We start from the raw sequence: 21,837 nt of genomic DNA, 5'->3' as shown, positions 1-21,837 counted from the left end.
CGACACGCCGACGGAAAGGGGACGTTAGTGTCTGCTCGCGAGGAGGGCGAGGAACTCGACGCGCCGACGACCATCGGCGTCGAGGCCTACATCAGTCCCGACTATGCCCGCGCCGAGCGAGACATGCTGTGGCGCAAGGTGTGGCAGCAGGTCGGCCGGGTCGAAGAGCTTCCCGAGGTGGGCAGCTACCTCACCTACGACATCCTCGACGACTCGATCATCGTGGTGCGGACTGGAACGGACTCATGCTCGACCTCTTTCCGAGCACACCACAACGTGTGCATGCACCGCGGCCGGCGGCTGGTCGACACCCCGGCCGGGGCCAAGAACGCCTGCGACCGCACCCGCAAGGCGTTCGTCTGCGGCTTCCACGGCTGGACCTACGACCTGTCCGGGGCCTGCACCCACATCCGGGAGCAGCAGGACTGGCAGGGCGCGCTGACCGCGCAGAACACCCACCTGGCGCCGGTCCGCGTCGACACCTGGGGCGGCTGGATCTTCATCAACATGGACCCGGACTGCGAGTCGCTGCAGGACTTTCTGCATCCGGCGGCCAAGATCCTCGACCCGTTCGGACTGCACAACATGCGCTACAAGTGGCGCAAATGGCTGAATTTCGACTGCAATTGGAAGGTCGCGATGGAGGCCTTCAACGAGACCTACCACGTCTACACCACCCATCCGGAATTCAACAGGTTCGGTGAGTTCAAGGGCTGGGCCAAAGCCCAGGGCCGACACTCCAACATCGGCTACGACGCCCCCGACGACCTGGCGGAGACCAAATCCAAGATCCGGTTGGGCACCGGCGACCCCCGGATCTCCACCGCGGAGATGCAGGTCTACACGATGGAAGAGACCAACGCCACCACCACCCAGACGCTGGTGAACGCGGCACTGCGGCTGGTCGACGAGCTGCCCGAAGGCACCCCCGCGGACAAGGTGCTCGAGCACTGGCTGTCCTCGGCGCGCCGCGACGACGAGGCCCGGGGCGTGATCTGGCCGACCATCCCGTCCGACATCCTCGGCCAGAGCGGTACCGCCTGGCAGATCTTCCCGAACTTCCAGATCGGCCAGGGCCTGACCAGCGCGCTGTGCTACAGCGCCCGCCCGGACCCCGGCTACAACCCGGACAGGTGCATCTTCGAGGTGTCGGTCTTCGAGCTGTATCCGAACGGCGCTGAGCCGCAAACCGAATGGGAGTACACCCCGGCCGGAGACCCGAGGTGGCGGTCCGTCCTGCCGCAGGACTTCTCCAACATGGCGGCGGTCCAGCAGGGCATGAAGTCTTTGGCGTTCCCCGGCACCAAACCCAACCCGTACCGCGAACGCAGCACCGTCAACCTGCATCACCAATTGTCGAAATACATGGGTACCGGCGACCCGCAAGAACTTCCACGTGAGGAGAACCGATGAAAGTCAACCTCGGCACCGGAGCACAGAACTCGCAGGACTGGGATCGTGTGCTGGCCGGCGACTTCAGCACCCCGCCGGCGACCCCGGACGCCGACTGCGTGCAGGCGGCGCTGGCGCTCGGCGACCTGGCCGAGCCGCTGGGGTTCGACGGAATCTGGTTCCCGGAGCACTGCGGTACGCCGTACGGCATGACGCCCAACCCGATTCAGGCGCTGACATACTTCGCCGGACGTACCGAGCGGGTCAGTTTGGGCACGTTCGTGGTGGTCGCGCCGTGGTGGCATCCGGTGCGCCTGGCGCATCAGATCGCCTATCTCGACATCGTGTCCAACGGCCGCTACGACACCATCGGGATCGGCCGCGGGGTGTCCAAGGGTGAGTTCGAAGCCGTCGGCGTACCCCGCGAAGAGAGCCGGCAACGGTTCAACGAGACCCTCGACATCCTGGAGTTGGCGTTCTCCGGCGAACGGTTCTCCTACGATGGCGAGATCTTCTCGGTTCCGGAGATGTCGCTGCGGCCGGCACCGATCAGCGGCGACCTGTTCAGCCGGATCTACAGTTCGTCGTCGACGGCCGAATCGCTGGAGATTCTGTCCCGGCGCGGGATGGTGCCGCTGTTCGTCGGCAACAAGCCGATCTGGGACGCCGGGGCCGAAGTGCAGAAGGTCAACACGTTCCGCGCCGAAGAAGGCATGGGTCCGTGCCAGCCCAAGAACGTCATGTTCATGTACTGCGTGGGCAAGGAGCAAGACGCCGCCAAATCCGAGGAATGGATCTGGACCGCCAACCGCGACGTCACAGTGCACTACGGTTTCGCCGACGCGTCGAACTTCAAGGGCGTCAAGGGCTATGAGGCCTACGCGGCGCGGGAGGCCAGCGCGACCGCGGTGCTCGCCTCGGCGGTGTCCGGAGACGACGCCGCCAAGCCGGCGGCGCAGAAGACCCCCGGCTATCACGCATCGAATCTGCTGATCGGCACACCCGAGGAGATCCTCAAGCGGATCACGGCGGCCCAAGAGGCGTGCTCGTTCTCCGAGATGACCATCGTGCCGCAGTTCGGCAGCATGCCGTATGAGGAGGCGATGGCCAGCACCCGGCTGTTCGCCGAGGAGGTGCTGCCCGAGGTGCACAAGATGGAAGCGCCGCTGCACCCGGCGGCACTGCCGGAGAAGTCGCTGACGTGACGTGCGAACAACCGACACAGACCCCCGATGACGTCGACATCGACGCGCTGCGGGCCAAGTACGCCCGGGAGCGTGAGAAGCGACTGCGCGCCGACGGCTCCACTCAGTACGTCGAGTTGTGCGACGACTTCGCGGGATACTACGAAACCGACCCCTACACGCCGGTGTCGGCGCGCGACCCGATCTGTGAGGACATCGACGTCGCCGTCCTGGGCGGCGGCTTCGGTGGCTTGCTCGCGGCCGCCGAGCTGAAGAAGGCCGGAGTCGACGACGTCCGGATCATCGAGCTGGGCGGTGATTTCGGCGGGGTGTGGTATTGGAACCGCTACCCCGGCATCCAGTGCGACAACGAATCGTACTGCTACATCCCACTGCTCGAAGAACTCGACTTCATGCCGAGCAAGAAGTTCGCCGACGGCACCGAGATCTACCAGCACTGTCAGCGCATCGGCAAGCACTTCGGGCTGTATGACGGCGCGATCTTCTCCACCCAGGTGCGCGCGATGCGCTGGGACGAGGCGATCCACCGCTGGCGAATCAGCACCAACCGCGACGACGACATCCGCGCCCGATTCGTGGTGTTGGCGTCCGGCCCCTTCCACCGCCCGAAACTGCCGGGGATTCCCGGTATCCAGGACTTCGGTGGGCATTGCTTCCATTCGTCGCGCTGGGACTACGACTACACCGGCGGGGACGCCACCGGCGGGCTGGACAAACTGGCGGACAAGCGGGTGGCGGTCATCGGCACCGGTGCCACCGCCATCCAGATCGTGCCGTTTCTGGGCCGGTACGCACAGCACCTCTACGTGTTTCAGCGCACACCGTCATCGGTGGACGTGCGCGCGAACACGGCCACCGATCCCGCCTGGGTGCGCTCGCTGCAGCCGGGTTGGCAGAAGGAACGTCAGCGCAACTTCCACGCCTGGACCTTCGAGGGGATGGCCCTGGGGCAGCCGGATCTGGTGTGCGACTTCTGGACCGAGTTGGGCCGCAACACCGCGGCGCGGGTGCTAGCCCTCGAGGATCCCGCCGCGCTGACGCCCGAGCAGTTCATGACGATCCGGGAGGAAGAGGATTACAAGGTCATGGAGCGGCTGCGCCGCCGGGTGGACGAGATCGTCGAAGACCCGGACACCGCGGAGGCGCTCAAGCCGTACTACCGGTTCCTGTGCAAGAGACCGCTTTCCAACGACGATTATCTCCCGACGTTCAACCGGCCCAACGTCACGCTGGTCGACGTGGCGGCCACCAAAGGCGTCGAGCGGATCACTCGGGCCGGGATCGTCGCCGGCGGCGTCGAGTACGAGGTCGACTGCATCATCTACGCCAGCGGCTTTGAGATCACCACCGAGATCAGCCGGCGCTATTCCATCGACGCCATCGAGGGCCGCGACGGGGTATCGCTGTACGACCATTGGCGTGACGGCTACCAGACCCTGCACGGCATGACCAGCCGCGGGTTCCCCAACCAGTTCTTCACCGGCTTCACCCAGGTCGGGATCTCGGCCAACATCGCGGCGAACTACGAACTGCAGGGCCAACACATCGCCTACATCATCGCCGAGGCGCTGGCTCGCGGCGCAACCACCGTGGAACCCCGTCAACAAGCGCAGGACGCGTGGTGCCGGATCGTCCGGGAAACCGCGATCGACAACTCGGCGTTCGATCGGGCCTGCACCCCAGGCTATTACAACAACGAAGGCGGCGGCGCGGGCGAAGGTCTGCGGTCGCACCTGGGCGAGCCGTACGCGCCCGGATTCTACGCGTTCGACGAACTGCTGCAGCAATGGCGCGACAAGGGCGACCTCGATGGCCTCGACCTCAACTGAGCCCACGCTGGATTTCACCGACCGGGTCGCCGTCGTCACCGGCGCCGGTCGCGGGCTGGGCCGCGCCTACGCGGCCTTGTTGGCGTCGCGAGGCGCGAAGGTGGTGGTCAATGACTCCGGCGGAGATCTGACCGGTGACGGTGCTGACGGCGGGCCCGCCGACCGGGTGGCTGGTGAGATCATCGCTGCCGGAGGCGATGCGGTGGCCTGCACGGCGTCGGTGGCCACCGCGGCCGGCGGCCGGGAGATCGTCGATACTGCACTGCGGAGCTACGGCCGGATCGACATCCTGATCCACAACGCCGGCACGGTGCGGCGCAGTTCACTGACCGAGATGAGCTACGAGGATTTCGATGCGGTCGTCGACGTCCATCTGCGCGGTGCGTTTCACGTTGTGCGTCCCGCTTTCCCGCTCATGTGCGAGGCCGGGTACGGGCGCATCGTGTTGACCTCCTCGATCGGGGGGCTGTATGGAAACCATGGTGTCGCCAACTACGCGGTCGCCAAGTCCGGGGTGATCGGCCTGTCCAATGTGGCCGCGCTGGAAGGGGCCGCCAACGGCGTGGCTTGCAATGTCATCATTCCGGCCGCCGAGACCAGGATGGCCGAAGGCATCGACACCTCCGCCTATCCGCCGTGGGGCCCCGACCTCGTCGCCCCCGTGGTGGGTTGGCTTGCCCACGAATCCTGCTCGATAAACGGCGAGTTGCTGATCGCCATCGCGGGGCGGGTGGCGCGGGCCGTCATCGCCGAAACCCCCGGTGTGTACCGCCCGTCCTGGTCGATCGAGCAGGTCGGTGAAGAGATCGCCGCGATCAGGGACGCCGGTGCGCCGTTGGTATTTCCGGTCGTCCCCGACGGTCACGTCGACCACATCCGGTACAGCTTCGCCATGGCCCAACAGGGAGCTCGACATGGCTAGCCGCGACAACCGGACCGGGCCGCTGGCCGGCGTGCGGGTGGTCGACCTGACCGCGATGGTGATGGGCCCCTATTGCACCCAGATCATGGCCGACATGGGCGCCGACGTGATCAAGGTTGAGTCACCCGAGGGCGACACCACGCGCTACATCTCCGTCGGGCCGGCTCCCGGGATGAGCGGCGTGTTCGTCAACGTGAACCGCGGCAAACGCAGCGTCGTGCTGGACCTGCATACCCAGCCCGGCAGGGATGCGCTGCGCGCCTTGATCACAACCGCCGATGTCTTCATCCATTCGATGCGGGCCAAGGCGATCGCCAAGTTGGGTTTCGGCTACGACCAGGTTGCGGCGCTCAACCCGTCGATCGTCTACACCAACTGCTACGGGTACGGCCGCGGCGGCCCGAATCGCGACCTGCCCGCCTACGACGACACCATCCAGGCCGAATGCGGCCTGCCGGCCGTGCAGCAACAGCTCACCGGCGAAGCCAGCTATGTCGGCACCATCATGGCCGACAAGGTCGCCGGGCTGACCGTCCTCTACGCCACCATGATGGCGCTGTTCCACCGCGAGCGGACCGGGCAGGGCCAGGAGGTCGAGGCCGGCATGTTCGAGACGATGGCGTCGTTCATGCTCGTCGAACACGCCAACGGCGCCATCTTCGATCCGCCGCTGGGCCGGGCCGGCTATCCGCGGGCGTTGGCACCCAACCGCCGCCCGTATCAGACCAGCGACGGTCAGATCGCCGCGCTGATCTACAACGACAAGCACTGGAATGCCTTCATCGACGCGGTGCAACCGCCGTGGGCCAGCGATCTCTACGCCACCGTGGAACGCCGGTCCCGCCAGATCGACGCCGTCTACGCCCTGGTCGCCGAGACCCTGCGGGAGCGGACCACCGACGAGTGGTTGGCACTGTTCCAGGAACTGGAGATCCCCGCGGCGCCGCTGCACACCCCCGACGAGTTGTTCGACAACCCCCACCTCAACGCGGTCGGCTTCTTCCAGAGCGTGGACACACCGCACGGGCCGGTCCGGTTTCCCGGTGTGCCCACCTGGTTTTCCCGCACACCGGGCCGGGTGGCCGGCCCCGCGCCGGAGTTGGGCGCCGATACCGCCGCGGTGCTGACCGAGCTGGGGCTTTCCGATACCGAGGAGGCGTCGGCGCGTGATTCGGGATAGCGGCTATCCACAACATTTTTCCCGCTCCGTTTGACGGGGCAGTGCCCTGCTGCCACCATGGAGGGGCAAGCACCTCGTTAAGTGAGACGTCTGCACGGACACAGGCCACTGACCCCGAACGTCGAAAGACGCCCCGGGTCAGGACAGCTCCTCCCGGCTTAAGGGTTGAGCCCAAGTGGCTTCCGACCTGCTTTCCGCGAGCAGGTTCGGACACGCCGTGCAGTGCCAAAGCTCCGACGAGTGGGGTGCCCGTTCCGCGGTATCACCGCCGAACATCGACTCCCCGAGCTGCGCAGCGAATGCGGCGCCTTACCTGGTGGAACCAGGGGTGCCCCGGCGAGGAGGAGGTGAGGACCAGATGAGTCGCAGCGATTGTCCGCATCCGTGTACGGACCCCAGCACCTCAGTTTCACCTCGACCCGGTCCGGGTACTCCTTCTCTCACCTGAGCACGAGTCTTCAGACCGGATCGGTATCCGGACAGGAGAACATCATGGCCTTCATTCGTATCCAATACATTTCGAACATCCGCGCCGCCGGGCGGCGGGCCGCCCACCTGCTGCGGCCCCGGCGCGTGCTGACTCCGCAGGAGCGGGCGAACCTGTACGTGTCGCGCACGCCGGTGGCCGTTGTCACCGCGTCGCTGGGCGGACACTCCCGCTGATGTGCGTTGACTCTGCGTCCAGGACGCAAAACCTCGAGTAACCGCCGCCCTGGACGCAGAGTCAACGCAACGGATTTCAGGCCTGAACGATGATCGGGTCCCCGATGTGCACCAGGTCGAAGTACCACGCGGCGTTCGACGGGCTCAGGTTGATGCACCCGTGGCTGACATTGGAATAGCCTTGCGAATCCACCGACCACGGGGCCGAATGCACGTACACCCCACTCCAGGTGACTCGAACCGCGTACTCGCCGTCGAGCAGATAGCCCTCCGGGTCGTTGAGCGGGATTCCGATGGTGCGGGAGTCGAACTTGATCGTCCGCTCTTTGGACAACGCGGTGAACGAGCCAATCGGCGTGGGCCGCTTCGGCTTACCCATCGATGCCGGCATGACCCGCAGTACCTCTTCGTTCTGGCTGACCGTCAGGGTGTGCGACGAGATGCTGGCCACCGCCACGACCGCGTCCCCGGTCTGGAACCGGGTCGACATGCCGCGGGCTTTCACCGACACCGTGCTGTGTGCCGGAAAGAACCGGTCCGGAATCCACTGCACCTCATCGCTGCTGACCCAGTTGAACCGGCCGGTGATGGGTTCCGGCGACGAAACACGGATGGTTCGTTCGGCGGCGGCGCGATCGGTGACCGGCGCGGTGAACCGCACGATCACCGGATGTCCCACCCCCACCACCTGATCGGGGCCGGGCGTCACGGTCGCCACCGTGACGCTAGCGCTGGCGGGGGGAAGTGCGGCATTGCCCATCGCGGTGCCGGGTCCGGTCAGCATGATCGCCGGAATCGCCGTCGCGACGCCGAGATAGCGGACGGCCCCGCGAAGGGCGCGCATCAAAGGTTGCTTCATCAAGAAAATATTCTAATGGGAAATCCGTGCGACGCACTGTCAGCAACGGCGGGGCGTCGACTCAGCCGATGGGTGCGGCTGCGCTGAAATCGCCCCAGGCCGCCCGTGCACCCGACTCCCCGATGCGGTAGACCTGCACAGACACCGCGACCGATGCGGCGATCACCACGACCGCGACCAGTACCTGTATCACCGTCGGAACCGGGTGACCGCGTTCCTGGCGAACATGCAGCGCGAGCAAGAGCACGGCGATCACGACCAATGCCGCTGCGCCGTAGGCGGCGCCGCCGCCAAGATCCAGGTGCGTGCTCAGCGTCGGCGACAGCGGGGAATCCGAAGACGCCGTGACGCGGTCGGCCAGCCACCCGCCGGAGCTGACGGTCAGCGGCGTCACCACGGCGCAGACCACCGACAGGGTCAGCACCAGCCAGACCAGGCGTCGCCGGGCGGCCGGCCACAGGGCCGAAACGGTCGCCAGCAACGCGGTAAGCGGGGCGAGCACGATGACGAAGTGGTTCAGCAGAATGTGCGCGGGCAGCCCGTGGACTGTCGACATCACTCACCTTTCTCCAACGACCAGCGCCGACCGGTGGGGGAATTCGCTCGCAAACTAGACCGCGGCCCGGACCCGCGCGGCGGCAGCCTCCGGCATCGGGTCATACCGCGCGAAGGCCCGGGTGAACGAGCCGGCGCCATGCGACAGCGAACGCAGATCGATCGCATAGCGGCTCAGTTCGACCTGCGGTACCTCGGCCTTCACCAGGGTTCGGTCCTCACCGATCTTGTCGGTGCCCAGTACCCGCGCCCGGCGGCTGGACAAGTCGCCCATGATCGCACCGACCAGATCGTCGGGCACCAGCACCGTCACCTCGTCGATCGGTTCCAGCAGTGACACTTTCGCCGCTGCCGCCGCCTCCCGCAAGGCCAGCGACCCGGCCATCTGGAAGGCGAAGTCCGACGAGTCGACGCTGTGGGCCTTGCCGTCGAGCAGGGTGACCCGGATATCGACGACCGGATAGCCGGTGGCCACGCCCTTCTCCATCTGGGCCCGCACGCCTTTCTCCACACTGGGGATGAACTGGCGCGGAACGGCGCCTCCGACCACCTTGTCGAGGAACTCGAAACCGGAACCCTCGGGCAGCGGCGCCACCTCTACATCGCACACCGCGTACTGGCCGTGCCCGCCCGACTGCTTGACATGGCGGCCGTGCCCTTTTGCGTTGCTGCTGAAGGTCTCCCGCAGCGGGATGCGCAACTCCACGGTGTCCACCGCGACGCCGTACCGGTTGGCCAGTCCCTCGAGCACCACGTTCGCGTGGGCTTCGCCCATGCACCACAGCACGGTCTGATGGGTCTCCGGGTTCTGTTCGATGCGCAGCGTCGGGTCTTCAGCACCCAGTCGTGCCAGCCCGACGGACAGCTTGTCGTCGTCGGTTTTGGCGCGGGGTTGCACGGCGATCGGGAGCAGGGGGTCGGGCATCGTCCACGGCTTGAGCACCAGTGGCTCTGCCTTGTCCGACAGCGTGTCCCCGGTTTCGGCGCGGCTGAGCCGCCCGATCGCGCAAATGTCGCCGGCCACCACGGTCTGTGCCGGACGCTGCTGTTTCCCCAGCGGGAACGACAGCGTCCCGATGCGCTCGTCCTCGTCGTGGTCGGTGTGGCTGCTGTCGTCACCGAAGATCGCCGAAAAATGCCCCGACACGTGGACCGTTGCGTCGGGGCGGATGGTGCCGGAGAAAACCCGGACCAGGCTGATCCGGCCGACGTAGGGATCCGACGTCGTTTTGACCACCTCCGCCAGCAGCGGTTGGTCGCACGCGCAGCGCAGACTTTCATGCGACGCACCCTGCGGGGTGAAGACCTCGGGCAGCGGATGCTCCAGCGGGGAGGGGAATCCGCTGGTGGCGACCTCCAGCAGTTCCAGCATGCCGGCACCGGTGGCGCCGCACACCGGGATCACCGGGAAGAAGGAGCCGCGGGCGACCGCCTTCTCCAGGTCGTCGATCAGCACCGCGCGGTCGATCTCTTCGCCACCGAGGTAGCGCTCCATCAGCGACTCGTCCTCGGACTCCTCGATGATGCCCTCGATGAGCGCCCCGCGCTGTTCCTGGATCTGCTCGGCGTGCGCCGGGTCCGGCGACAGCAGGCCGACCAGTTCATCGCCGATCGGGACGTACAGCGGTAACACCTTGCCCCCGAAGGCCGTTTGCGCCGCCGCCAGCGCGTTCGGGTAGTTCGCGCGGGAGTGGTCCAGTTTGGTGATGACCACTGCTCGGGGCATACCGACCTGATCGCATTCCTGCCACAGCGACTTGGTCGGTTCGTCGATCCCCTCGTTGGCGGCGATGACGAACAGGGCGCAGTCCGCGGCACGCAACCCGGCCCGCAGTTCGCCGACGAAATCGGCGTACCCGGGTGTGTCGATCAGATTGACCTTGATGCCGTCATAGGGCAGCGAGGCCAACGCCAACCCCACCGAACGCTGCTGCCGGATCTCGGCGTCGTCATAGTCACAGACCGTGGTGCCGTCGGCCACCGACCCGGGCCGCGACAACACTCCGGCCGCGACGAGCAACGCATCGATCAGCGTTGTCTTCCCCGCGCCGGACGGGCCCACCACGACGACGTTTCGGATCGCGGCCGGGCCGTCTGCGGTTGGGGCTGCTCCGTTTCCCGGCGTGGTCGTCTTGTCTGCCATCTGCGCCGCTCCTGGTTTCCGGCAACCGTCTGATAGCCACCCTTCCCTCAGCGGCGGCCCAGCACAAGGAGTTCAGCCAAAACGACGGGCCAGTATCGCCGCGGTCTGTTCGTCGGCGGGCAGAAACGCCTCCAGTCGCAACTCGGCGAGCGTGATGTCGATCGCGGTCGCGAACGTCGAGATCGTGGCGATCAGCCGCACGTCACCGTCGGCGGTGCGCAATTGCAGCGGTGTGGCGAATCCCAGCGGTTGACCGGCCGCACCCGCGGGTCTCCCGTAGCCCTCGAGCTCCTCGATGAGCGCCTCGATCCGCGGATGCGGTGCCCGCTGGTGCAACCCGGAGAGGATGTGGCGTCGCCAATCGGCGATGTTGACGATCCGGGCGGCCAGCCCATCGGGGTGCAGCGCCACCCGCAGCACGTTCACCGGCGGCTCCAGCAGCCACGGCGCCACCCCCTCGGACAACAGCGGGAAGGCGCTGTTGAACGCGACCAGCTGCCCGAAGCCGTCCATCACCATGGCCGGATACGGTCGATGACCGTCGAGGACGTGCTGCAGCGCTGTCCGCACCGGTTCCAGGCCCGGGGCGTGCAGGTCCGATTCGGGGTAGGCGGCGACGAATCCGGCCGCGCCGAACAGTTCATTGCGCTGCCGCAGGGTGAGCTGCAGTGACTCGGCCAGGCGGCCGACGATCTCGCGGCCCGGCATCGATCGGCCCTGTTCGAGGAAGCTCAGGTGCCGCTGGGTGGTTTCGGCGTCGATAGCGAGGTCGATCTGGCTGAGCCGGCGCCGGGTCCGCCATGCCCGCAGCAGCGGCCCGAAGTCACCGGACGCAGTAACCGACATGGCGCCAGTCAACCGTGTCACCGCGCTGACCGCTATTCCCCGCCGGGAATTGCCGCACCACAGCTTCGGCCGCACGCTCAGGCCATGACGAGCGAACTTCGCATCGGTGTGATCCCACCGCTGGCCGCCGAGGGTGACGGCACCGACTTTCGCCGGCTCATCGACGTCGCTCCGGTGATCGAAGGGCTGGGCTTCGACTCGATCTGGGCCAACGACACACTGACACGGCCCCGCATCGAGGCGCTGACTTTTCTGACCGCGGCCGCCACGGTCACCGAACGGATCACGCTGGGCACCGCCGCGCTGCAGCCGGCGTTGCGCCGCCCGGTGCAGACCGCGCAGGTACTGGCTTCGATCGATCGCCTGTCGCACGGGCGGTTGACCGTCGCGGTCGGTGCGGGCTTCCCCGGTCTCGGTGAGGTCGAGTACCGGGCCTCCGAAGTCCCCTGGCCGCGGCGCAACGCCAGGCTCGACGACACCGTCGCCCTGTGGCGCCAGATCTGGCACGGCTCGGAATCCCGCGCCTTTCACGGCAAGGTTCTGCACGTCGACGACATCCCTTTGGGTACAACAGCGTTCACGCCGCAAGGCCCACCGGTGTGGCTGGCCGCCGACTCAGCGCGGGCCCGGGTCCGCGCCGGCGCACACTACGACGGCTGGCTGCCCTACCCACCGACTCCGGACGGTTTCGCGTCGGGCCTGGCCGAGGTGCGCCGGGCCGCGCAAGACGCCGAACGCCCACCCGCTTCCGTCACACCGGCATTGTTTGTCACCGTGCTGGTGACCGAGGACGCCGATGGCGGCCGTGGCGCACTCGATCACTTCACCGCCACGACATACGGTTTCCCACTGGCAGTGGTCGAACGGATTCAGGCGTTCGCCGCCGGGCCGCCGGACGTCGTGGCCAAAGCCCTGCGGGACTATGTCGACGCCGGCGCCCGGCATCTGGTCTGCCGCATCGCGGTGCTGACGCCCGAACCGTTCGTCGCGCAGCTCGAGAAGCTCCGCAGCGCGACCGAGGCGCTGGCATGACCGCCCGACCCGGGCCCGCCCGACATCGAACCGTCCGCGGCGTGCTGGACGAGTACCGCCGGTTCTCGGATCTGCTGGGCAGCATCGATGCCCGTGGGTGGACCCGGGCCACCCGCTGCACCGGTTGGCAGGTGCGAGATGTCGCCGGCCACGTCGTCGGCCAGGCGCTCGACATCCTCGCCGGTACGGCGGGCAGCCGAACCCCCGACGAACAGGCGGCCGCGATGCGCGGTCAGCCGCCGGCGGCCCTCGCCACGGCCCTTCTCCGTGCCGCCGACGCTCTCGAGGCACCATTGGCCGGCATCGATGACGCCGCGTGGACCGGGCCGGGCCCGGTCGCGGGCCTCACCCTGGGGCAAGCCGTGCAGGTCCTGCAATTCGACGCCTACGTGCACGCCGCCGACATCCGCGCGGCCATCGGTGAAGCGGAAGCCGGGCCGGGCCTGGCCGCCGCCCTGGATTACGTGCTGGGCGTGCTGCCGCTCAAACCGGATGCCGCCGCTGATCCCCGCATCGCCGCCCACCTGACCCGCCCGGCCGTCGGCTTCACCGGGGCGACGGGCATCGACGCCCACGATTTCGTCCTGGCCGCCACCGGCCGCCTCGATCCCTCGCGGCTGAATCTGCCGAACGCGGTCAACCTGTTCGGTTAGCCGCCGCGCGCCGCGCGGGCAAGTTCAACGGAAGCAGCCCGCAGTTCCCCGATCGAGTCGATCGGCTGCCGGTAGCCCACCCGGGTGTAGGCGATGCCGCGTTCGGTGATCACCTTGAGGTCCAGCCCGTAGCGGTCCGCGCCGGTACAGGTCGCCTCGGTGGTGTCCGGGTATCCGCCCAGCACCTGCGCCATCGCCAACAACGAGTCGGCGTGGTCGGCGTTGAGGTGAGCGATCGCGGCGGCGGCCTGCGGTGCGACCGGATCGGGCTGCGCCGTGCCGTAGTCCGCGCCGCTCGCCGAATCCATCCGGCCGTAGCCGCCCACCCAGCGCACACGCTGGACCTGCAGCACCCACAGCGAGAAGTCGCTGTAGTCGATGTAGTACCGGCCGGCCGGCACCTGCGCCAGGTAGGCGTCACGGGCGGCGGCGTAGTCGTCGCCGGTGGGCTGGTGGACCACACCGGCCAGCGTGACCCGCCCGCTGGCCAGCGGATCAGCGTGCGCACCGGGTTCCACCACGGCCAGGCTCGCCCGCGGGTCGCGGGCCAGGTTGCGGCCGTGTTCGGCCATGTGGGACACGCACAGCACCGGAGCACCGCCCAGCAGCCCGTAGGTGACCAGCGACGCCCACGGGTCACCGTCGGCGGTCAGGGTCGCCAAGGTGGCGGCATTGGTCGCGGCGGTGATCGTCCGGGCTTCTTCGGCCGCTGAGGGCCGGGTGTCGTTCGCGACGGGGGTCAACGCCGGGGGGACCGAGGGCGCGTCGCCCGGGTCGCCGTGATCACGGGAGGCCATGGCGGCACGATACCGGCACCGCTGGTCGGGGGCTTCGCCCGCTCATCCGTGCCAGCGGGTCCAACGCCGCACGGCGACGGTGATCACCGGACCGTCCAGCCCGACCGCCTGGTACTGCGGATATTTCTCCCGGAGCAGCTGGCGTCCGGCGCGGGCGGCGGTGTCGGTGCCGGGGTGAATCGCCGCGAGGCCGTCGGCGCGCACCCACCACAACCGGGACCAGTCATCGGCGTATTCGTCGACCAGGATGCTGACCTGCGGATTGTGCGCGATATTGGTCAGCCGCTGCAGCTGGCGGGTGGTCTTGGGTTTGCCGTCGACGGCGGTGTAGATCAGGTCGTCGGCCACCGCGAACACCACCGGCACCAGGTGCGGTCGACCGTCGGGCGTCACAGTGCCCAGCCGGGCTACACGGGCCTGGGTAAACCGCTGCCGAAAGTCGAGCACCTGCGCAAGCCCCACCGGTTGGGGCACCGCCGACTAGGCGCGGCGCCAGATCAGTAGTTGTTGCAGCTGCCGGCGATCTGCGTCACCACGCCGAAGTACTGATCGGCGCCGGGAAAGGTCTGAGCCTGCTGGGCCATCTGCTGCCGCTTGGCCGGCGGCGCGGCCAGGAAGCGCTGCAGCCAGCCCTGTGCCATCGGCGATGCGTTGAACCTCGCGGCGGCGTCGGGCGACTCCGCGTTCATGGCGGCGATGACCTGCGGGTAGCTACAGGTGGTGTTGATGGCCGGACCGAAGTCGGGGTCCGCCGATGCGACTCCCGCCCCAGCGGTCAGCAACATCGCCAGACCGCCGGCCGCAGCGGCCAGGCGGGGTGCGACACGGCGGCGAGACGGCGAGAAGTGGCCTTGGTTAGACATGCTCAAAACGGTACACGATCTTGGGTGCTTGCCGCCGGGTCAGCGAATGCCCTTGGTTTAAGCTGCACAAAATCGCGCGCGAACCTATTCAGGAGGTGACGGGATGGGCGTGACGCATCGCCAGCCCCGGCGGTATTGGCTGATGGCGGCGGCGGGACTGGCGCTGGCCACAGCTCCGGCGCAGGCCGCGCCCGCACCATTCCCACAGGTCCCCCAGGCGCCTGCGCCGGATCCGTCGGCGATGGTCGCCCAGGTGGCACCGGCCGTGGTCAACATCAACACCCAGATGGGCTATCAGAGCGCGGTCGGGGCCGGCACCGGCATCCTCATCGACCCCGGTGGCGTGGTGCTCACCAACAACCACGTGATCACCGGGGCCACCGGCATCAGCGCCGTGGCCATCGGCAACGGGCAAACCTACGACGTCGATGTCCTCGGATACGACCGCAGCCACGATGTCGCGGTGGTGCAACTGCGCGGGGCGGGCGGCCTGCCCTCGGCCAGCATCGGCAACTCGTCGTCGGTCGCGGTCGGTGACCCGGTGGTCGCGATGGGCAACGCCGGCGGCGAGGGCGGCACACCGAGCGCGGTGACCGGCAACGTCGTCGCCCTCAACCAGACGGTGGCGGCCTCCGACGAGCTGACCGGCAGCACCGAGACCCTGGACGGGATGATCCAGGCCAACGCGCCGATCCGGCAAGGTGACTCGGGCGGGCCGATGGTCAACGGCTCGGGCCAGGTGATCGGGATGAACACCGCCGCCTCCGAGAACTACAAGATTCCGGAGCAGGGCGGTCAGGGCTTCGCCATTCCGATCAACCAGGCGATGGCGATTGCCCGCCAGATCCGCGCCGGCGCCGCGTCGAGCACGGTTCACATCGGTGACACCGCATTCCTCGGAGTCGGCGTGTCCGACGGGAACGGCGGCGCCAAGGTGGTGCGGGTGCTGGAGAACACTCCCGCCGCCGAAGCCGGGCTGCAGGTGGACGACGTGCTGACCGCGGTAGACAACGTGTCGGTGACCTCGGCCACCGCGCTGACCGGCGTGCTCGATCAGCGCCACCCGGGTGACGTGGTCACGCTGACCTGGCGCAGTGCGTCCGGTGGCGTGCGCAACCAGCCGGTGACGTTGGCTCCCGGCCCGGTCGGCTGAAACGGTTAACGCCGCGGCGTTCCAGATTGGCGCAATCACGGTTAGTGCACGGAAGTGTTCCTTTGCGCACCGTTGTGAACTTCGCGCCCTCTCGACGGACCGAGAGACTTTATTCACACGCTATCAACAAGCATCCTTGGGAGAGTTTTCCCAGTTCTGGGACTAGCGTGGGGCCCAGCTGAGTGGATACTTAACGTTCGTCATGCCCCGATACCTGTGTGGTCGCAGCCGGCGGCGACTTCGGTGACGGCACGCCCGGCGCGCCCGGCACCGGCGGCAACGGCGGCCCGCCCCGAGCCTTGGCTTCCCGGCCAGCAACGGCACCGACGGCGGCGACGGCACCGATGGCGGCCCGAACGGCGTTGCCGGTTCCCCTGGAACCCCCGGCACGAACGGGTAATACGCGCGCCGCGCCGATATGCGGTAGGTGTGGAAGGGTGGAGGACCACACCGATCCCACCGAGGGCAGCTTCGTCGAGGGCGGCGTCGTCGAGCATCCCAGCGCCGATGATTTCGGGGATGCGCGGACCCTGCCGGCCGATCCGACCTGGTTCAAACGCGCGGTGTTCTACGAAGTGCTGGTCCGCGCCTTCTACGACTCCAACGCCGATGGCATCGGCGACCTGCGCGGGCTGATCGAGCGCCTGGACTACCTGCAGTGGCTCGGCGTGGACTGCCTGTGGCTGCCGCCGTTCTACGACTCACCACTGCGCGACGGCGGCTACGACATCCGCGATTTCTACAAGGTGCTGCCGGAGTTCGGCACCGTCGACGACTTCGTCGCGCTGCTGGACGCCGCACACTCCCGCGGCATCCGCATCATCACCGACCTGGTGATGAACCACACCTCCGATACCCACCCGTGGTTTCAGGAGTCCCGCCGCGACCCCGACGGCCCGCACGGCGACTACTACGTGTGGAGCGACACCAGCGAGCGCTACGGCGACGCCCGGATCATCTTCGTCGACACCGAAGAGTCCAACTGGACGTTCGACCCGGTCCGCCGCCAGTTCTACTGGCACCGGTTCTTCTCCCATCAACCGGATCTGAACTACGACAACCCCGCTGTGCAGGACGCCATGATCGACGTCCTGCGGTTCTGGCTGGACCTCGGTATCGACGGTTTCCGGTTGGACGCGGTGCCGTACTTGTTCGAGCGTGACGGCACCAACTGCGAGAACCTGCCCGAGACGCACGCCTTCCTCAAGCGGGTCCGCAAGGTGGTCGACGACGAGTTCCCGGGCCGGGTGCTGCTGGCCGAGGCCAACCAGTGGCCCTCCGACGTCGTCGAATACTTCGGCGATCCCGACACCGGCGGCGACGAATGCCACATGGCGTTCCACTTTCCCCTGATGCCACGCATTTTCATGGCGGTGCGCCGCGAATCCCGCTTCCCGATCTCGGAAATCCTCGCGCAGACACCGCCGATCCCGCAGCTGGCCCAATGGGGCATCTTCCTGCGCAACCACGACGAGCTGACGCTGGAGATGGTCACCGACGAGGAACGCGACTACATGTACGCCGAGTACGCCAAGGACCCCCAGATGAAAGCCAATGTGGGGATCCGCCGCCGGCTGGCGCCGCTGCTGGACAAGGACCGCAATCAGATCGAGTTGTTCACCGCGTTGCTGCTGTCATTGCCCGGCTCACCGATCCTGTATTACGGCGACGAGATCGGCATGGGCGACATCATCTGGCTGGGCGATCGCGATGCGGTGCGCACCCCGATGCAGTGGACACCGGACCGCAACGGCGGCTTCTCCGCCGCCAATCCGGGACGGATGTACTTGCCGCCCATTCAGGATCCGGTGTACGGCTACCAGGCGGTCAACGTCGAGGCCCAGCGGGACACGTCGACGTCGCTGCTGAACTGGACTCGCACCATGCTCGCGGTGCGCCGCCGCCACGACGCCTTCGCGACTGGCGCCTTTCGTGAGCTGGGCGGTTCGAATCCGTCGATCCTGGCCTACGTGCGGGAGATGGCGGACGGTGCTGGAAGTACCGTGCTGTGCGTCAACAACCTGTCCCGTTTCCCCCAGCCCATCGAGTTGAACCTGCAGCATTGGAGCGGCTACACACCGGTGGAACTCACCGGACGGGTGGAGTTTCCGCCGATCGGCCAGCTGCCGTACCTGCTGACGCTGCCCGGGCACGGTTTCTACTGGTTCCAGCTCTGCGATTCCGAGGAGCCGCGATGACTGCCCCCGCCCGACTGCCCTGGTCCGAGTGGCTGGTCCAACAACGCTGGTATGCCGGCCGAAACCGCGAACTAGATTCCGTTGCAGTAGCTTTGAATGTTTCCCTGGGCGACGGTCTGGATCTGGTTCTGCTGGACGCCGGCTATACCGACGGGTTCACGGAGCGATATCAGGTGATCGTGAACTGGGACACCGACCCGGTCTCGGAGTACAGCGCGACCGCGACGATCGGCAGCGACGGCGACCACACCGGCTATGACGCGCTGTATGACCCGAACGCACGGCGGACGTTGATGACGCTGATCGACGAATCCGCCACGCGCGGCGTGGTGACGTTCGCCCGAGAACCCGACGTCGATCTGCGGCCGGATGCCGCCTCCTGGGTGGTGGACGCCGAACAGTCCAACACCAGCGTGATCTTCGATCAGGAGGCCATCCTCAAGATCTTCCGCCGGGTGCAGCCCGGGGTGAGCCCCGACATCGAACTCAACCAGGTGTTGGGCCGCGCGAACAACCCGCATGTGGCCCGCCTGCTCGGCGTGTACCAGGCGGTGCTGCCCGACGGCGCCGCGTGGCCGCTGGGCATGGCGAGCGCCTACGCCGACAACGCCGCGGAGGGTTGGGCGATGGCCACCGCCAGCGTGCGCGACCTGTTCGCCGAAGCCGATCTGTACGCCCACGAGGTCGGCGGCGACTTCGCCGCCGAGTCCCACCGGCTCGGTGAGGCCGTCGCCTCCGTGCACGCCGCCCTAATCGCCAGCCTCGGCACCCGCCGAACCAGCTTCGGCGTCGACGCCATGCTGGCGCGACTGGACTCGACCGCGGCCGTCGTACCCGATCTGCAGCCGCACCGAGGCGAGATCGAGCAGCGCTTCCGCGCGCTGGCCGGCGAGACGATCACCGCTCAACGCGTGCACGGCGATCTGCACCTGGGGCAGGCGCTGCGCACCCCGGAAACCTGGCTGCTGATCGACTTCGAGGGCGAGCCGGGTCAGCCGCTGCAGGAACGGCGCGCGCCGGATTCGCCGTTGCGCGACGTTGCCGGAATGCTGCGCTCCTACGACTACGCCGCCTATGGACAGCTGGTCGACCGCCCCCACGACAAACAGCTCGCCGCCCGCGCCCGCGAGTGGGTCAACCGCAACCGCGCCGCCTTCTGCGACGGCTACGCCGCGGTTTCGGGTTTTGATCCCCGTGATTCTGAGACCCTGCTGGCGGCCTACGAATTGGACAAGGCAGTCTACGAAGCCGGATACGAGTCCCGGCACCGGCCCGGATGGCTGCCCATCCCGTTGCGGTCGATCACCCGCTTGGTCCACGGCGCGTGACGGCGGCCACTCGGCGAACCGCTCATCCTGCGAGTTCGGCGAAGTTCTGGAAAAATTGGGCTGCATGATCCGCTCGATACGCGAAACGTTCGACAGCGAGACGAAGCTTTCCTGGGTTCTGGGCGGGGTTGCCGGCCTGCTGGGTGCAACAGCGTTCACGCACTCCATCGGCTATTTCGTCACCTTCATGACCGGCAACGCCCAGCGCGCGGTCCTGGGCTTGTTCATCGGCGACCCGATCTTGGCCGTGTCCGCCGCCGGGCTGATGTTGATGTTCCTCGCCGGTGTGCTGACCGCATCGTGGGCCCGCCGACGCTTCTGGCCCACGCGGCCCTACGGTGCCATCGCACTGACCACGGTGGCGCTGGTGGCCGCGACGGTGCTGGACTGGACGGTGTGCGGTGGACCGACGCGTCCCCTGCCCTACCCGCCGATCGCACTGGTGACGTTCGGCGTGGGCTCGTTGAACACGACGTTCGTCAAGAACGGCGAAGTGTCGATTCCGCTCAGCTACGTGACGGGCACGCTGGTGAAGCTGGGCCAGGGCATCGAGCGCCACGTGAGCGGCGGCAAGCTCACCGATTGGTTCGGATACTTCCTGATGATGGTGGCCTTCATGTGCGGCGCCCTGCTCGGCGGGATCGTCAGCGCCTATACCGGAGGTACCCAGATGCTGGGGATCGCCTCGTTGGGTTGCGCCGCGGCCACCGCCTACAGCTATTCATACGCCGGTCGCCGCGAACTCTGGACGTAGCGCGATGTAGCGGGTCTAGCGCGAGCAGCTATCAAGGGGCTTCGCACCGTGGTGGAGGATGAAAATCTCACCGAGTGTGCGGTTTGGTACCCAACACGCGGCTCAATGCGTACCAAACCGCACGCTCGCCGGGCGTTGGGCCCGTTTTTTCGATAGAGACGCAAAGGTGCCCGACACACCGTTGAATCTGGGACTTTCACTGGGGGCACCTCCCGCTTGCGGGGGACTGCTCGCGGGGGCGTTAGGCCGCCAGCCAAAGTCTCGGCGCACCACGCAACACAAAAGCCCCCGATTCGTCATTGAACCGGGGGCTTTTGCGATCCTCGTGGCAGGGGGTCAGGCCGCGGGCGGGGTACCCAGCAGCACCCGTTGGATGTCGGGCTTCATCGCCACCAGCTGCTGGTTCCAGTACGGCCAGTCGTGCGTCCCGTCGGCCGGGAAGTTGAACACGCCGTTGGTGCCCCCGGCCGCGGCGTAGTTGCTCTGGAACGTCTGGTTGGTGCGCAGGGTGAAGCTCTCCAGGAACTTCGCCGGCAAGCTGTTGCCGCCCATCTCATTCGGGGTGCCGTTGCCGCAGTACACCCAGATGCGGGTGTTGTTGGCCACCAGCCGCGGAATCTGCACCATGGCGTCGTTGCGCTTCCACGCCGGGTCGCTGGAAGGGCCCCACATGTTGTTGGCGTTGTAACCACCCGAGTCGTTCATCGCCATCCCGATCAACGTCGGCCACCAACCCTCGGACGGGTTGAGGAAGCCGGAAAGCGATGCGGCATAGGGGAACTGCTGCGGATGATAAGCGGCCAGCACCAGTGCGGAACCGCCCGACATCGACAGACCGACCACGGCGTTACCTTCCGGTGAGACGCTCCGGTTGGCCTGCAGCCAGCTGGGCATCTCCTGGGTCAGGAAGGTCTCCCACTTGTAGGTGTAGTTCTGGCCGTTGCCCTGCGACGGCTGGTACCAGTCGGTGTAGAAGCTGGACTGCCCACCGACCGGCATGATCACCGACAGGCCGGACTGGTAGTACTCCTCGAACGCCGGGGTGTTGATGTCCCACCCGTTGTAGTCGTCCTGGGCGCGCAGACCGTCGAGCAGATACACCGCACGCGAGCCGCCGGGCTGGAACTGAACTTTGATGTCGCGGCCCATCGACGGCGACGGCACCTGCAGGTACTCGACCGGCAGGCCCGGCCGGGAGAACGCGGAAGCGGTCGCCGAGCCGCCGACCACGCCGACCAGACCGGGCAGCAGCGCTGCACCGATCGCGGCCATCGTCAGCCGCCGTGGCAAACCTGCCGCGCGCAACTTGTCAACGAACTTCATGGTGCTAGCCACCCCAACTTTCATCTGTCATCTGCCGATTCACACGGTTGATTAGCCGTTCTCGGGCAGTCAAACACGTTGCGCCAGAATCGCGGCCTGGCGTCGCCGGGGGGTCGTATCGCGGTTGGCTAACGATTACGCG

Annotated in this window: 20 protein-coding genes and 1 riboswitch; of the genes, 12 read left to right on the top strand and 8 right to left on the bottom strand. The window is 67.3% G+C overall.

The features are described 5' to 3' along the window. The first annotated feature begins 27 nt into the window (after nt 1-27). From AC5Y36_RS20965 to AC5Y36_RS20940, 6 genes are all read left to right on the top strand, one after another. A complete protein-coding gene (locus AC5Y36_RS20965; RefSeq protein ID WP_500042883.1) occupies nt 28-1,413 on the top strand; it encodes an aromatic ring-hydroxylating oxygenase subunit alpha in 1,386 nt (461 codons plus the stop codon). Then, on the top strand, nt 1,410-2,597 hold the full coding sequence (locus tag AC5Y36_RS20960; RefSeq protein WP_500042882.1) for an LLM class flavin-dependent oxidoreductase: 1,188 nt from the start codon (nt 1,410-1,412) through the stop codon (nt 2,595-2,597). Before AC5Y36_RS20965 ends, AC5Y36_RS20960 begins: the two co-directional genes overlap by 4 nt. After that, the gene (locus AC5Y36_RS20955; RefSeq protein ID WP_500042881.1) at nt 2,594-4,426 is read left to right on the top strand and encodes a flavin-containing monooxygenase; all 1,833 of its coding nucleotides are present in this window, start codon (nt 2,594-2,596) and stop codon (nt 4,424-4,426) included. Before AC5Y36_RS20960 ends, AC5Y36_RS20955 begins: the two co-directional genes overlap by 4 nt. Next, a complete protein-coding gene (locus AC5Y36_RS20950) occupies nt 4,407-5,348 on the top strand; it encodes an SDR family NAD(P)-dependent oxidoreductase (RefSeq protein WP_500042880.1) in 942 nt (313 codons plus the stop codon). Before AC5Y36_RS20955 ends, AC5Y36_RS20950 begins: the two co-directional genes overlap by 20 nt. After that, nucleotides 5,341-6,528 carry a CaiB/BaiF CoA transferase family protein gene (locus tag AC5Y36_RS20945; protein WP_500042879.1) on the top strand — a complete coding sequence of 396 codons (1,188 nt, stop codon included), beginning with the start codon at nt 5,341-5,343 and terminating at the stop codon, nt 6,526-6,528. The genes AC5Y36_RS20950 and AC5Y36_RS20945 overlap by 8 nt, the downstream gene beginning before the upstream one ends. A 66-nt stretch (nt 6,529-6,594) precedes the next feature. After that, a riboswitch (M-box (ykoK) riboswitch) is annotated at nt 6,595-6,780 on the top strand. A 240-nt stretch (nt 6,781-7,020) separates the two neighbouring features. Beyond that, on the top strand, nt 7,021-7,191 hold the full coding sequence (locus AC5Y36_RS20940; RefSeq protein WP_500042893.1) for a hypothetical protein: 171 nt from the start codon (nt 7,021-7,023) through the stop codon (nt 7,189-7,191). A 76-nt stretch (nt 7,192-7,267) separates the two neighbouring features. Here the strand turns inward: AC5Y36_RS20940 and AC5Y36_RS20935 are convergent, their stop codons facing one another. The 4 genes from AC5Y36_RS20935 to AC5Y36_RS20920 form a co-directional block, all read right to left on the bottom strand. Then, entirely contained in the window at nt 7,268-8,050 is a 783-nt protein-coding gene (locus AC5Y36_RS20935) for a L,D-transpeptidase (protein ID WP_500042878.1), read from the bottom strand. A gap of 61 nt (nt 8,051-8,111) precedes the next feature. Further along, nucleotides 8,112-8,606: a DUF2231 domain-containing protein gene (locus AC5Y36_RS20930; protein ID WP_500042877.1), complete on the bottom strand. Its 495-nt coding sequence runs from the start codon at nt 8,604-8,606 to the stop codon at nt 8,112-8,114. Nucleotides 8,607-8,660: 54 nt separating this feature from the next. After that, nucleotides 8,661-10,748: an elongation factor G-like protein EF-G2 gene (locus AC5Y36_RS20925; RefSeq protein ID WP_500042876.1), complete on the bottom strand. Its 2,088-nt coding sequence runs from the start codon at nt 10,746-10,748 to the stop codon at nt 8,661-8,663. 72 nt (nt 10,749-10,820) lie between these two features. Next, the gene (locus tag AC5Y36_RS20920; RefSeq protein WP_500042875.1) at nt 10,821-11,594 is read right to left on the bottom strand and encodes a helix-turn-helix domain-containing protein; all 774 of its coding nucleotides are present in this window, start codon (nt 11,592-11,594) and stop codon (nt 10,821-10,823) included. A gap of 84 nt (nt 11,595-11,678) precedes the next feature. On the opposite strand from AC5Y36_RS20920, the gene AC5Y36_RS20915 reads away from it, so the two are divergent. After that, a complete protein-coding gene (locus AC5Y36_RS20915; protein ID WP_500042874.1) occupies nt 11,679-12,626 on the top strand; it encodes an LLM class flavin-dependent oxidoreductase in 948 nt (315 codons plus the stop codon). Beyond that, the gene (locus tag AC5Y36_RS20910) at nt 12,623-13,279 is read left to right on the top strand and encodes a maleylpyruvate isomerase family mycothiol-dependent enzyme (RefSeq protein ID WP_500042873.1); all 657 of its coding nucleotides are present in this window, start codon (nt 12,623-12,625) and stop codon (nt 13,277-13,279) included. Before AC5Y36_RS20915 ends, AC5Y36_RS20910 begins: the two co-directional genes overlap by 4 nt. Here AC5Y36_RS20910 and AC5Y36_RS20905 read toward each other — a convergent pair. The 3 genes from AC5Y36_RS20905 to AC5Y36_RS20895 are packed head-to-tail and all read right to left on the bottom strand — an operon-like array spanning nt 13,276 to nt 14,939. Then, a complete protein-coding gene (locus AC5Y36_RS20905) occupies nt 13,276-14,076 on the bottom strand; it encodes a HugZ family pyridoxamine 5'-phosphate oxidase (RefSeq protein ID WP_500042872.1) in 801 nt (266 codons plus the stop codon). The genes AC5Y36_RS20910 and AC5Y36_RS20905 overlap by 4 nt on opposite strands. A gap of 42 nt (nt 14,077-14,118) precedes the next feature. Further along, complete coding sequence (locus AC5Y36_RS20900) at nt 14,119-14,538, bottom strand: TIGR03668 family PPOX class F420-dependent oxidoreductase (protein WP_500042871.1); 420 nt, start codon at nt 14,536-14,538, stop codon at nt 14,119-14,121. A gap of 35 nt (nt 14,539-14,573) precedes the next feature. Further along, on the bottom strand, nt 14,574-14,939 hold the full coding sequence (locus AC5Y36_RS20895; protein ID WP_500042870.1) for a hemophore-related protein: 366 nt from the start codon (nt 14,937-14,939) through the stop codon (nt 14,574-14,576). 103 nt (nt 14,940-15,042) lie between these two features. Here AC5Y36_RS20895 and AC5Y36_RS20890 point away from each other — a divergent pair, with 103 nt between their 5' ends. The 4 genes from AC5Y36_RS20890 to AC5Y36_RS20875 all read left to right on the top strand — a co-directional run bounded on the left by AC5Y36_RS20890 (nt 15,043) and on the right by AC5Y36_RS20875 (nt 20,372). Continuing rightward, nucleotides 15,043-16,092 carry a S1C family serine protease gene (locus AC5Y36_RS20890; protein WP_500042869.1) on the top strand — a complete coding sequence of 350 codons (1,050 nt, stop codon included), beginning with the start codon at nt 15,043-15,045 and terminating at the stop codon, nt 16,090-16,092. Nucleotides 16,093-16,529: 437 nt separating this feature from the next. Then, the gene (gene treS, locus AC5Y36_RS20885) at nt 16,530-18,290 is read left to right on the top strand and encodes a maltose alpha-D-glucosyltransferase (RefSeq protein WP_500042868.1); all 1,761 of its coding nucleotides are present in this window, start codon (nt 16,530-16,532) and stop codon (nt 18,288-18,290) included. Then, nucleotides 18,287-19,618: a maltokinase N-terminal cap-like domain-containing protein gene (locus tag AC5Y36_RS20880; RefSeq protein WP_500042867.1), complete on the top strand. Its 1,332-nt coding sequence runs from the start codon at nt 18,287-18,289 to the stop codon at nt 19,616-19,618. The genes treS and AC5Y36_RS20880 overlap by 4 nt, the downstream gene beginning before the upstream one ends. 64 nt (nt 19,619-19,682) lie before the next feature. Continuing rightward, nucleotides 19,683-20,372, top strand: coding sequence for a YoaK family protein (locus AC5Y36_RS20875; RefSeq protein ID WP_500042866.1), 690 nt, complete (start codon nt 19,683-19,685; stop codon nt 20,370-20,372). A gap of 336 nt (nt 20,373-20,708) precedes the next feature. On the opposite strand, the gene ag85C is transcribed toward AC5Y36_RS20875, so the two are convergent. Continuing rightward, nucleotides 20,709-21,695 carry a diacylglycerol acyltransferase/mycolyltransferase Ag85C gene (gene ag85C / locus AC5Y36_RS20870; RefSeq protein ID WP_500042865.1) on the bottom strand — a complete coding sequence of 329 codons (987 nt, stop codon included), beginning with the start codon at nt 21,693-21,695 and terminating at the stop codon, nt 20,709-20,711. Nucleotides 21,696-21,837 lie beyond the last annotated feature (142 nt).

The organism is Mycobacterium sp. NGS50 (genome assembly GCF_059812545.1).
Note: the sequence above shows the minus strand (reverse complement) of the source record. Positions and strands in the feature narration are given on the sequence as shown.